Consider the following 12,989-nt stretch of genomic DNA (forward strand, 5'->3'; position numbering starts at 1 on the left):
ATAGGTTTGTTTATTTTTTTATATATTTTAAATTTTAAATAAATATATAAATAAATTTTTAGTTTTTTTGTTTATTTTTAATATTTACATTAAATGCATATAATAATAAAATATATATAGTGTATTTTATATAAAATTTATAACAGGAAGGAGATTTACTGATAATGAAAAAATTTAATTTGTTTATAGTTGCATTTTTGCTCGTATTCTCAAATATATCACATGCTTCTTCGGCTATTCCTACAACAGTATCATACAGTAAGCAGTCAGGTACATTTTTATACTGTAATAACCCAGAATTTATTAATGAAGGTGATTTAGCCGATAATGGTTCTATAATATATGAAGAGCTTATACCTCCAGGAGATGCACAAGCTATTTTTGAACATTTAAATTGTACAAATCAAATATTTAAATATGGGGTACAAGTATATAACCCAAACTCTACTACACTAACAGTAAAGGTTAAAAGGAAAGGAGATTCCACAAGTGGTTGGAATGGAGCTCCCGCATGGTATGAATTTTATAATGATACATCTATTGAAAACATAACAATTCCTTCAGGTCGTTCTAAATGGATTTACATATCTAATTCAGTTAGCCATGCTAACGTAGTTTCTGGTGTAATTGAATTTAATGTAAATAATTATGCAATTGTTAATTTTTATGCGTTTAGAAATATTTCTTATGCAGAAGATGGTAGTGCTCGTTATATTGGTTTTATAACTAGTTCAAGAGCAGATTGGTTTAACCCACCAAATTATATATTGCAAAATGGTGTCTATAAAGGAGAAGCTCCTAATCTCCCTATATTAACCGAAACATTTAATTGGTCCATAAGCGATTCAACCTCTGGCTATCTACCTGTAAAATATAATAATAAACAATATGATATGCTACAAACAAATACACATGAACAGGCTAATCAACCTAATGCTTTTTTAGATGATATATTTGAATTTACCGTACCTTTAAAAAATGGTGGTACTACATATATTAATAGAAGTGAGAACTTAGCTAACTGGGGAGTTCAATATAGACATAATATTGTTATTAAAAATACAGGAAGTAAAACAAGAACTGTTGAAGTTGGCGTGTATACTATCAGCAATGGTGCTGGAAAACGTTTAGTAATGAAAACACCAAATGGCATAAGTGATGCATACTTTAATAGAACAGGTGAAAAGGTATACTATACTTTTAATGTTCAAGCAGGCTCAACAATTACAAAATTAGTTGAATCAGTTATGCCACTACCTTCATCAGAAGGCATATGGCATTTTGTGAGACTAAAAAATAATACTTGAAAATAAATCAATATTGAATAATATATAAAATACACATTAATATCAGAAAAGGGCTATTGCACTAACTTGTACGAGTTAAGTGCACAGCTCTATATTAATTTATGTCTTGACAAACGTGCACATTATACATTGGCTTGGATTACTAACTTTATACATCTTATTGAATATATAAAAGAGTAACTATAATTAATCCAATAACAATAACAACGGCTTTGATCGTCTTTTTTTCATTGTTTATACCTCTAAGTAAGAAATTTGAATACTATATGATGTTTTTAGACTTCTTATTATGTTGACTATTTTAAAACGTATGTTATTACATGTGTAGTACGCATTTATTATATATTATTTTGGAGGATTATAAATACGAAAAAATCAGTAGGGTATCTTTAAAAAATAACTATAAGAGGGTATCTCACTAAACATTTATGTCTAGTTGGTGAGAGACCCTCTTCTTTTTAGAACAATTTACTCTATTTATATCTATTAATTGTAAGACTTATAAATCTCGTTATTTTCCAGCGTAATGTCATCGCCGCCTAAAGCTTTCCAATCTTCTACGAAAGTATCAAAGGCATCAATGCTTTCTTCACCCATAATTATTTTCGTATAGGTGGTTTCTTGAAGCTTGCTTAATGTACTCCATTTGGATGCATACATCTCACCAGGTGTCCAAAACATTTCATCATATTTTATATTTCCACTTTCGTATAATGCTAACTCTTGAATGGCAGAGCCTTCACTGTTATAAATTGCCCAATTTGCCCATGTGGTACCACTTATTTCCCCACCTAAATACTTCTTAGACTCTATATAGTAATTCTGATTTAACTCATTGAGCCCAGAACCCTCGATGGACCCTTGTTCAAGAGCTTTAGCGACACCTCTTGCAATAATACCATTGGTTCCTATTGGTGTATAATAATTAAAGATACTTAGCTTAAATTGTACAATCCCATCAGGAGAATGATAATCAATGGATGCATCTTCTGAATCAACACCTAAGTATTTCCATGCTACATTCATCATCTTCATTAATACTTCTGGATGCTCATATTCTTTATTAACCACAAATCGGCCATTACCTTTTGCATTAATAAAACCAGGTGCTTCACCACCTCCAACGGAAGGCATGTTAATAGGAATCCATTTTACAGCATGCTCATCCGTTACCATCTGATTAAGTGGCCAAAACGGGTTCCATGTCTTATGGGCTAAAATCCCGAATTTTCCTGCCGTTAAGTCACCAAAAACAGCACCATCCCCTTTAATCACAAACTCAGGGTCAATAACGCCTTCAGCATATAGTGCAGCTAAATCAGCTAATACTTGTTTGGCTTCTTCTTGAATACCTCCAAAAACAATACCTCCTTCACCATCACTAATCCATGCTCGAGGGTTAACGCCATGAGCAGCAAACAAACCATCAGCAAGGGTTAGCGTATTATTAAGTGGTAAGCCAAATGTACCAGAGCCGCTTACGTCTTTCTTACTTATGGTTCTTGCAAGTTCAAGTAATTCTTCATAAGAAGTAGGTACATCTGCATCAACTGCATCTAGATAATCCTCTCTTAACCATACTGTGGTGGCATCCATTTGCAATGGCTTTTCTGGCATAGCGATTAACTTTCCGTCAGCACTTGAAGACTTCTCAAGATAATCATCCACTTCTAAAAGGTCCTTGTATGTATCAATCAGGTATGCATTATAAGCTTCTGTTAGATTTGCAAGAGAACCACTTTCATTTAACTTGTACATATTCTCAGGTATAACCCAAAAAATGTCTGGTAGGTCTCCAGCTGCAATATCAATATTCATTTTTTGCTCATAGACTTCCCACGTTTGCGCAACCCACTTGAACTTAACATCCACATTCAACTCTTCTTTATAAAGCCTCGTCCAAATATTGTTTTCAAAGCTATCACCCTCTGGAAATTTAATGTCACCGGGTAAAAATACGGCAAGCTCAACTTCAACGGGTTCTTCATATTTACCCCAAATATCAACTTCTGCTGGTTTTTCTGTTGTTCCTGCTTGATCTGTATCTGTTTCTTCACCATCAGGTACAACGACTACTGTATCCCCACTTTTACTACAGCCCATTAAAACCATTGACACCAAAAGTAATAAAACGAACAACTTATTCATTTTTTTCATATGATCTCCTTCCTATATTCTGTTTTCTGCTACATGTCTATCATAACGCGCAAAATGATACTCTTATAGAGAACACTTTTTACATCCATTGTCTTTTTTTTACCTCATATACAAGATCACTAACCTTTTACACTGCCAAGAGTAATCCCTTTCACAAAGAATTTTTGCATGAAAGGGTAGATTAAAATAATGGGTAGTGCACCGACAAAAACTTGAGCGGCTTTGGATGTTTCGTTATTAATAAATTTCAAATATTCAATATCATCCATGGACATGGTTCGACCACTCATCTCAACTAAAATCATTCTGAGATAACTAGCTAATGGGTATTTGTCTGGGTTTGACATATAGATAAGCGCATGGAACCATTCATTCCAGTGAAATACCAAAACAAACAGCGTAACTGTTGCAATTGCTGGCTTTGATAGAGGTATAATGATTTTAAGCAGTACCTGCCAGTAATTCGCCCCATCCACAAATGCCGCCTCTTCTAAAGACTTTGGTAACTGCCTGAAAAAATTTAATAATAAGATGATATTAAATACCTGAAAAACTAATAATGGAACGATTAGGGCCCATCTACTATTATATAAGCCTATTTGCTTGATAACAAAATAGGTTGGAATCAACCCGCCATTGATAAGCATTGTAATGAAGATAAACCATACATAAAAACTTCGCCATTTGAACTCTTTTGGTTCTTTTGACAAAGGGTATGCTGTGATAATAATATAAACCATATAAATAGGCATAGCAACAGCAATTCGAAAGAAGCTCTCAAGAATGGACTTTAAAAAGGCGGGTCTTGAAACAACAAAATTATAGGATTTTACCGTAAATTCTATGGGCCATAGCATAACCTCTCCTGCCATAACAGCTCTTGATGAACTCAGTGATATGGCTAGAACATGGATAAAGGGTAGCAGTGTTGTTATCCCTATGAACACAAGAAACACGATATTTATGACTTCAAAGGCTATTCGCCCTTTGCTTTTCTTAATTTTTTTGGGTGGTTTGGCATCATGACCATTATTCACCATATTATCCCTCCTAGAAAATACGATAATTTGCATATTTTTTACTCAAATAGTAAGATGTTGTGACCAAAAACATACTGATAAAGGATTTGAAAACACCTACTGCTGCTGCAACAGAGTATTGCGCTTGAATCAGCCCAAGCCTATACACAAATGTACTAATAACGTCACCTGATTCATAGACTGCTGGGGAATACAAGTTAAATACCTGATCAAACCCTGCATTAAGGACACGCCCCAAAGATAAGGTGGATAGCATGATAATAATTGGCATCATACTTGGAAGGGTAACATGGCGTGTCTGCTTCCATCGATTGGCACCATCCATCTTGGCGGCTTCATAGAGGTGGGGACTTATTCCTGCAATGGTAGCAAGATGAATAATGGTACCCCACCCAAACTCTTTCCAAACATCAGAAGCGATTAATGTAAAACGAAACCAATCATTACTCCCTAAGAAAAATATAGGTTCAATGTTAAATAAGCCAAGAAAGGCATTAATAATACCATTGGATGGTGATAACACGCTGCTTAATATGCCACCAAGAATAACCCATGATAAAAAGTGAGGCAAATAGATAATTGTTTGTACACTTTTTTTGAACCACTTTATCCTTAACTCATTCAGCAGCAATGCTACAACAATGGGTACGATGGTTTGAAAGATAATCTTCCCAATAGAAATGATTAATGTATTGGTTAGAACAGTTCGAAAATCTGGCATTTGAAAGAAATATCTAAAATTATCCCACCCTACAAACGCCTGCATACCAAATAATCCTTTTGTTGGATTAAAATTCTGGAAGGCCATGACGATACCATACAAAGGAATATAGGCAAAGATTGTTGTGACGATGATGGATGGGATCATCATGATATGAAGAGGTGTGGTAGATAAGCGATTCTTTGATTTCTTTTCTGATTGGTAAATGTCATAAAAAGACAATACGATAATCATCACCAGAATAAAGAGAATGATATAATAAAATAGTGTAAAGGATATACTAAGTTCTTCTGGTAACAAATCATATTTCCTCATAAACATATGTTTTTCAGTGGATACCACTACCTTCAATCCATACAACGCCAGCATAGCCACAATACTTGACACAGCTATACCTAAACTTTTCTTCAAGAAAGAAAAGAGTACGGCAACAAGCATAGCAATAACAGCTAAATACATTAATGCGATAGGCTGAATCGTGTAAGTGTTTCCTTCTGTGTTGGCATACGTTTGACCCAATAACAATAATCTTGCATCTGCATAACCTAGGCTTAAATTTTTATACGTCACTTTAATAAGTGGCGTCAATAACATGAACAAATTACCTATCAAAAGTAATTTGATCATACTTTTCACCTTTCTAATGCACGTTCTTATGCTAATCATAAAATCCTCCTTTTCGTTGAAATATCCACATCCTTACTGCTCCATTTGAATATTCCTCTGATTAAAAGTATATGGGATTTTTGATTGTAATCATATAGAACACTTTTTACCTACCTAGTCTTTTTTTTACTTGTCTAACGCATAATTTTTATGGTAAATTTGGTACCCTTATACTTAGATTGGGATACTTCTAATCCAGAATGTTCGCCAAATTTTATCTTTAATCTACGGTCAATATTAAATAAAGCACTATCTCTTGGAATATCTTTGCTTGAGAACAAGGCATTTAGCATCTTTATATTCTTCATACTGCTAGATCCATTATCTTCAATATGGATGCTAATGCTATCTTGCTTCACATCAAATGAAATATCTAGAATACCGCCTTCTTCCATTTTGGAGAAACAGTACTTATAAGCATTCTCAATAACGGGTTGAATGATAATTCTAGGCACCAGGTAATGAATAATGGATGCGGGCACTTCTTCAAATGTCACTTTCACCCTGTCCCGAAACCTTATGCGTTGAATGCGAATATAATTTTTAGCATGACGGACCTCATCAATGAGGGGGACTTCTTTTTCTTTGAAGCCATCCTTTGTAATAAAGCGATAGTATTCACCTAAAAAATTAGCAAAATCAATGATACTGCTGGTATTTCCATCAGATGCCATACGGCTTATGGTAAATAAGCTATTGTATAAAAAATGTGGGTTAATTTGTAATTGCAATTGATTAAGCTGCATTTTCTGCATGAGAATTTCTTGTTCGTAAATGATTTCATTGGATTGCTTTAATTTAATAATCATCCGGTTAAACCTTGCGAAAACGAATCCAAATTCATCTTTTTGCTGTAAATCGATTGGATTGTCTAGTCCTTCTTCTTCTACAGCAGAAAAGGCTTTTACAAGAATACCTAATGGTATAGAGAGTTGTTTTCTTAAGTAAAATACAAAAATGACCACAGCTACTAATAGTCCTAACGTGATAAACCATTGCCACTTCACAAATTTCTGAGTAGTTTCCGCTAACATGTTATCCGGAAAGTAGGTTACTAATAACAAATTCAGATAATCACTTTTTTCATATACAACCACTTGATTGTTGTCTGTGATAAAACTACCCTGAGGGTGACCTTGACTAAGATTGTGCTTCATGACATCCTGATACACCTGAGAAAAACCTTCTGCTTGCCTATCATTTGTTAAAAACCAATTATCCTCCAGACTTATGATGATGGCATTGTTTTTTTCATTGAGTGAAAGATCCTTCAGCCTTGAGATCATCTCATCTTTAGATAGGGTGGTTATACTGGTAAACTCATAGAGCTCTTTTGATAGCTTTTCATTTGGAAAATTTGACTTTATATATAGGGCATCATTCTGTTGTGTGATTGGATAAAGTACAGGACTTTCTATGGATAGAATGCCTTGGAAAGAATCATATTTTTTGTGTATATCATTAATAAGCCTATCTGTTGACAAAACGAATTGGCTTTGATGTAAGACCACATCAACAGACTGAATGAGAGGCAATGTATTTTTTAAAAACATTAATCGTTTCTCTACATTCAACGATTTTTCATATATTTGATAAGGACTCGACTCAGCATATCGGGTTAGGAGCCATTCTATATCATGGTCATTGACCAGCTCTAACTGTCCTTTTGTAATGGCTTCAATATCCGATTCAAGTTGTTCAAGAAAATAGTCATTCACTAACCGATAGTTTTCTATGTTATGACTGATGGCATCTCTTTTTGTTAATTCAATTAATGTTAAGCTCATAAAATAAGGTATCAAGATGACACATATGAAGATCAGCAACACGCCATTTACCACAGACTTTGAGTTTGATTTGATGCCCATAGGTCTCACTCCAATTCATTTTGTCTCCTTGACATATTTTTGTGGAACTTGCTATAATAACTAACAATGACTTTTGTAATAAGAAAGGAGATGTTAAGCATGTATCGACTGTTAATAATAGACGATGAACCGTTTATTGCCGATAGTTTGTTTTCACTATTTGATAACTTAGAATCTATGGAACTGGAAGTTTATAAAGCTTATTCAGCAAGGCAAGCGCTCCACATTCTTCAAAAACATCGGGTTGATATTGTCTTATCCGATATCTCCATGCCAAATATAGACGGTCTAGAGTTGCAACAAATCCTTTCCGATAAATGGCCAGCTGCCAAAGTGATCTTTTTAACCGCTTATAATGACTTTAACTTTGCACAACAAGCCATACGCCATAATGTGGTGGATTACATTCTTAAGACGGAACCGGAACAGACGATTATTCAATCTATTGAAAAGACCATTCATCTGCTAGAAGAAGAATCCATGAATAAAGAGCTCCTCGAGAATTTTAAATCTGAGAAAAATAAGTATCTCCCACTCATTCAAAAGGAATTTATACAAGACTTGCTAAATGGTCTTCACATGAATGAAACAAATCTTAACCAGCAGTTTAAAGAACTGCATTTACCATTTTCTGCTTATTCCAAGGTAATCATACTACTACTACGTGAAGATAACGTGAATAGCCACTTACCCTATTATATTAAAAAAGAAAATTTACTGAAAATCCAAAAAATCGTCCATCGCTTTATTCATAAAAAATTAGCATGCTATTCGTTCCAGTCTAACTCACGTTACCAAACCTATATCATCCAACATGCTCATGATGATGATTATACGTATCTCTATGAAACTTTAGACGTTATACAGAAATCCATTTACAACACGCTAAACATTAAAATATCCTTTTTTTTAGGTACAGACTATGTATCATGGGATCAGATATATGCGTATCATCAAGAGTTCATGAGCTGTTTTGTCCATGAATTCGGTGCAGCAAAATACTGTATTGTAACCGATAAAAATGGTATGAAACAACCCGATACATTACACAAAAACTTATTAAAAAAACACCGAGAAATCAATCAGCGGATGTCCATGTATATATTAGATCAGAACCAAGAAGCTTTTAATCCATTATACCAACAGTTAAAATCGGATATCATTGGGAATATGGATCTGCCATACCCAATATATATACAGTTTCTTCACGACTTTTCAAACATGCTTATTACCCATTTAAATCAATATCAATTATATCATAAAAGTGATTACAACATGTATATAAAAAAACTAGTAAATCTTACAAAAATGGGATCACTTGAAGATATCTTTTTAACTTTCGATGAAGTCATTGAGGTCATCTTTAAAGGGTTTTCCAATAACCAAGATGACCAATCAGATAAAACAATTGCTCTCGTTAATGACTATATAATAAATCATTTAGATGGGGATACTTCCTTGTCTACCATATCCCATGTACTTAATTACAATGCCTCTTATTTGTCACGACTATATAAGACACATACTGGTCAAAAACTATCGGAATATATAGCCGATTTAAAGCTTAATAAAGCAAAAGAGTTGCTACGCAATCATCAAATCAAAATTAATAAAATAACAAAAGCCATTGGGTTTGAGACACCTTCTTATTTCACCAGGTTCTTTAAAAATAAAACGGGTCTTACCCCTCAGGCTTATCGTGATAAATGGTAACCCTATCTTTTTATATGCTCTCGCACAAATCACTAAGCTTATTCACTCTATTCTATCGTTGGCTTGCTTTTTCTAAATGCCTTAAGCATATCACTGTATGTTTCGTCGGTTGCAATATTTTCCATTTCTCCTGGGTCTTTAACAAGGTCATATAATTGCTCGCTATGTGCACCTTGGATATACTGTACATGTTTGTATTTCTTTGTAACATTCATCTTACCAAATTCACTCTCAACAATTAGCCGATTACGCCATATGGGGTCAGCACCTTCAACAATTGGTTTAAGGCTGTTCCCCTGTATGTTTTTTGGTATGGTAATACCCGCATAATCACAGATTGTTGGGTATAGGTCTAGTCCATTACTGACCAGGTGTTCATCATCTATATGATTCTGAATACACTGGCCTTGATGCGTGATAATCAAAGGTATACGACAGCATTCTTCATAGAGAGCGGTCTTATGTTCCATGCGATGCGACCCATCCATATCCCCATGATCGCTGGTGAATATAATCACTGTATTGTCCTCTTGTCCACTTTCTTGCAAAGCCTGCAATAACATATGTATATGAGCATCCACTCTTTCTGTCAATCGACAGTATGCAAAGCGATGAAGACGCCACTGCTCTTGTGTATAATGTTTCCTAGCTTTTTCTTTGAATGGGCGTTGTTTCAAAAGCATGGATATAGCTTCGGGTTCATGTGCTTGAGGCTCAAAATTATCAGGTAGTGGGGGGCATATGTCTCTCCAAAAGTTGTCCTTTTCATAGCTGTCCACTTTTTTCAACACATCATCTAACATGGCCTGTTCTTTTTTACATACCTTTACAAGTACATGATCCAATTCACAGGTTGGGTAGTCTCTAATGGCCATCATACAAATGTCATGTGGATTGATGAAAGATACGGTTAAAAAAAATGGCTTCTTTCTTTTTTTCTTAATAAATGCGGCACAAGTATCTGCTAATCCTTCTCTTTCATCGTCTGTGATATACTGATAACCAAGATCCTCTGTACACATGAGAGGAAGGTGCTCTTTTCCACCATAAGCCACATCATAACCTGCATCTTTTAACAACCAGCCAAGTCCACTGTCTTTTATTTCTTGTGGCACATGATCAATCTCTTGTTCAACTTTATTGCTTTTTAACCCGATTTCACTAGGGTAACGACCGGTTAGTAAGCTAAAGCGAGATGGTATGCAAACAGGATTCGTGCAATATGCCCGATTAAATCGGATACCTTGTGCCGCAAGATAATCCATCGCAGGTGTCTGTAGGTAGGCATTACCTGTGCAACTCATCATGGAAGCACTTTGCTGGTCTGTATAGATCACCAGAATATTCGGTTGTTGGTTCATTTCCTTATCTCCTTTAACACGTTTTGCCCTTATCACACCAATTGTCAATCAGATACATGTGTCCATCTGAATACCGTTTAATCAGAAAGACAGTTAAGCATTGCTGATGTGATGGAATACTTTCTCTCTTTTCCTTCTAGGGTTGCTTCAAAATCATCCATTAACATGGTCAGTGCTCTTTCTACAGATGCCATAATACCACCTGCTTTGTGGGGTGTTAGCCATGCATTTTTTAAGGTACGTAATGGCGAGTCTTTTTCTAAGGGCTCCTTATCAAAAACATCCAGCATGGCAAATAGTTCTTCTGATTGTAAGCGTTCTGTTAAAGCCTCCATATCCACTAGGGAAGCCCTACCTACATTTACCAATAAGCCATTCTTCTGTATAGATGCAATTTCTTCCCTTCCTACAAGCTTCTCTGCTTCGCGGGTGTTTGCTGCGCACAACACAATGATTTCGGAGTTTTCAAATAGTTCTTTCTTGTCTACTAATGTTGCGTGATAGCTTTTTGCAATTTCTTGAGGTAAATAAGGGTCATAAGCCCTTAGAGTTGTGTTGAATGGCTGTAACAGTTCTGCCAATCGTTGCCCGATTCGACCAAAGCCAACAATACCTACACGTCTACCTGTCAATTGTCTTTCTAACGGGTCTATATCCATAGGGAAATCTTCAATCCATGCTTCTGTACCTTGGCGCATGGCCATATGGAAATCACTCACTTTTCTTAACCCAGTAAGCATTAATGTGAGTGCCATTTCTGCAACTGCTGGCGACCATGCATGCCTTGCCTCTGATAAAGCAATCTCTTTTTTCAAAAGCACTTTCGCCGTTGGTTTACTTGAATTAATTTGTCCTACATAGCGTAAATGCGGGCACTCTTCTATCATATCGTCACTTAATTCCGGCCAAGACCACATGATAACAGCTTCTGCCCATTTCAAATCCTCCATGATGTCTTCAGGTGTGTTATGGGATGTTTTTCTTATGATTGACCTTTGCTCAATACGCTTAAATACAGGCGCAAGTTTTTCACATCGATAAAACCCCTCTGGTAAGTTGATTAATACCTTTATTTTATTATTATCCATGATGTTTCTCCTTCATTTTCAATTTTTTAAAGTGACTTTCTCGCTGGACTTTTCAGCAGATTTAACAACAGCATCTACCAGCTGTAAGCTTCTATAACCGTCATGGATGCCGCACAAACCATTTTGCTTACCTTCTTTCACTGCATGTATAAATGTTTCCACCTCTTGGTAGTACATATCTCTATTGTCCAAAACCCATTCTCTCGTGGTTTCTTCTCCATTTGTATAGATAAATTCTGCATTATTTGCATCCTTAAAATGAACGGTAACATGTTCACATATGACTGTAAATATGCTTTGCCATTCCCAAGGTACCGCACAGTTAGAAGCCGCTATATTCCCTATAGCCCCTGATTCAAACTTTATAATGGCTGTACTGGTATCTTCAACGGTATAATTGGCCACATGTGTATGGCAAAGATTACCCATTACACCTGTCACCCATTCTGCTTCACCCATAAAATACATGGCTAAATCATACAAATGGATAGCTTGCTCAAGTATCTGTCCACCTGATTTTTCTCTATCTATCCACCAAGGCGTATGCAATGAATGACATGCAAATCGCCCATCAAAAAGTGTGGGTATACCGGCACGACCATCATCAATCATGGCTTTTAGTTTTTCGACAGCAACACCTTGACGCATGTGATAGCCCACACAACTCAACACACCTGATGCGTTAACCGTATCCACCATTGCTTTTGCTTGATCTAGTTGTAAAGCAATGGGTTTTTCAGCAAAAATATGTATCCCTTTTCTAGCAGCTGCTTCTAATTGCCCATGGTGTGCAAATGGTGGTAAACAGATAAATAAAACATCCATGTTCACATCTTCCAGCATGTAGTCAAAATCAGCGAATGCTTTTGCCTTTCCATGGGTATGGGTCTGTGAAAATTCCTCTGCCTCTTCTAGTGTAAGGCCACATACACCCTTAATGTCAACATGCTTTAACTTCAATAAGTTCTTGGCATGGGTCATTCCCATAAAGCCTAAACCCAATATGCCAACGTGTATTGTATCCATGATAATTACCTCCTTATTCATGATATTTTCATGGTCTTATTA

The 12,989-nt window shown here is 35.6% G+C and carries 9 protein-coding genes; 2 read left to right on the forward strand and 7 right to left on the reverse strand.

The window, feature by feature from the left end; genetic code table 11:
- Nucleotides 1-164 precede the first annotated feature (164 nt).
- Nucleotides 165-1,307, forward strand: coding sequence for a hypothetical protein (locus HZI73_RS01330; RefSeq protein WP_212696476.1), 1,143 nt, complete (start codon nucleotides 165-167; stop codon nucleotides 1,305-1,307).
- Between the two features lie 486 nt (nucleotides 1,308-1,793).
- Here HZI73_RS01330 and HZI73_RS01335 read toward each other — a convergent pair whose 3' ends face one another.
- The 4 genes from HZI73_RS01335 to HZI73_RS01350 all read right to left on the reverse strand — a co-directional run bounded on the left by HZI73_RS01335 (nucleotide 1,794) and on the right by HZI73_RS01350 (nucleotide 7,678).
- Entirely contained in the window at nucleotides 1,794-3,464 is a 1,671-nt protein-coding gene (locus HZI73_RS01335; protein ID WP_212696477.1) for an extracellular solute-binding protein, read from the reverse strand.
- A 119-nt stretch (nucleotides 3,465-3,583) separates the two neighbouring features.
- Nucleotides 3,584-4,420, reverse strand: coding sequence for a carbohydrate ABC transporter permease (locus HZI73_RS01340; RefSeq protein ID WP_408648282.1), 837 nt, complete (start codon nucleotides 4,418-4,420; stop codon nucleotides 3,584-3,586).
- A 94-nt stretch (nucleotides 4,421-4,514) separates the two neighbouring features.
- Nucleotides 4,515-5,891, reverse strand: coding sequence for an ABC transporter permease (locus tag HZI73_RS26740; protein ID WP_330619675.1), 1,377 nt, complete (start codon nucleotides 5,889-5,891; stop codon nucleotides 4,515-4,517).
- Between the two features lie 134 nt (nucleotides 5,892-6,025).
- Nucleotides 6,026-7,678 (reverse strand): sensor histidine kinase, encoded by a 1,653-nt coding sequence (locus HZI73_RS01350; protein WP_212696479.1) that lies wholly within the window; start codon nucleotides 7,676-7,678, stop codon nucleotides 6,026-6,028.
- A 180-nt stretch (nucleotides 7,679-7,858) separates the two neighbouring features.
- On the opposite strand from HZI73_RS01350, the gene HZI73_RS01355 reads away from it, so the two are divergent.
- Entirely contained in the window at nucleotides 7,859-9,472 is a 1,614-nt protein-coding gene (locus tag HZI73_RS01355; RefSeq protein ID WP_212696480.1) for a response regulator, read from the forward strand.
- Nucleotides 9,473-9,519: 47 nt separating this feature from the next.
- On the opposite strand, the gene HZI73_RS01360 is transcribed toward HZI73_RS01355, so the two are convergent.
- The 3 genes from HZI73_RS01360 to HZI73_RS01370 all read right to left on the reverse strand — a co-directional run bounded on the left by HZI73_RS01360 (nucleotide 9,520) and on the right by HZI73_RS01370 (nucleotide 12,947).
- Nucleotides 9,520-10,833, reverse strand: a complete 1,314-nt coding sequence (locus tag HZI73_RS01360) for a sulfatase family protein (protein ID WP_212696481.1) — start codon at nucleotides 10,831-10,833, stop codon at nucleotides 9,520-9,522.
- Between the two features lie 77 nt (nucleotides 10,834-10,910).
- Entirely contained in the window at nucleotides 10,911-11,921 is a 1,011-nt protein-coding gene (locus HZI73_RS01365) for an NAD(P)-dependent oxidoreductase (RefSeq protein ID WP_212696482.1), read from the reverse strand.
- A gap of 18 nt (nucleotides 11,922-11,939) precedes the next feature.
- Nucleotides 11,940-12,947 carry a Gfo/Idh/MocA family protein gene (locus HZI73_RS01370; protein WP_212696483.1) on the reverse strand — a complete coding sequence of 336 codons (1,008 nt, stop codon included), beginning with the start codon at nucleotides 12,945-12,947 and terminating at the stop codon, nucleotides 11,940-11,942.
- Nucleotides 12,948-12,989 lie beyond the last annotated feature (42 nt).

It is taken from the genome of Vallitalea pronyensis, from assembly GCF_018141445.1.
GTDB classification, from domain to species: domain Bacteria; phylum Bacillota; class Clostridia; order Lachnospirales; family Vallitaleaceae; genus Vallitalea; species Vallitalea pronyensis.

Excerpts from the sequence above, each read along its gene's own strand:
- HZI73_RS26740 (WP_330619675.1), bottom strand. The coding sequence starts at position 5,891 with ATGATTAGCATAAGAACGTGCATTAGAAAGGTGAAAAGTATGATCAAA.
- HZI73_RS01355 (WP_212696480.1), top strand. The coding sequence starts at position 7,859 with ATGTATCGACTGTTAATAATAGACGATGAACCGTTTATTGCCGATAGT.
- HZI73_RS01365 (WP_212696482.1), bottom strand. The coding sequence starts at position 11,921 with ATGGATAATAATAAAATAAAGGTATTAATCAACTTACCAGAGGGGTTT.
- HZI73_RS01360 (WP_212696481.1), bottom strand. The coding sequence starts at position 10,833 with ATGAACCAACAACCGAATATTCTGGTGATCTATACAGACCAGCAAAGT.
- HZI73_RS01335 (WP_212696477.1), bottom strand. The coding sequence starts at position 3,464 with ATGAAAAAAATGAATAAGTTGTTCGTTTTATTACTTTTGGTGTCAATG.
- HZI73_RS01370 (WP_212696483.1), bottom strand. The coding sequence starts at position 12,947 with ATGGATACAATACACGTTGGCATATTGGGTTTAGGCTTTATGGGAATG.
- HZI73_RS01350 (WP_212696479.1), bottom strand. The coding sequence starts at position 7,678 with ATGAGCTTAACATTAATTGAATTAACAAAAAGAGATGCCATCAGTCAT.
- HZI73_RS01330 (WP_212696476.1), top strand. The coding sequence starts at position 165 with ATGAAAAAATTTAATTTGTTTATAGTTGCATTTTTGCTCGTATTCTCA.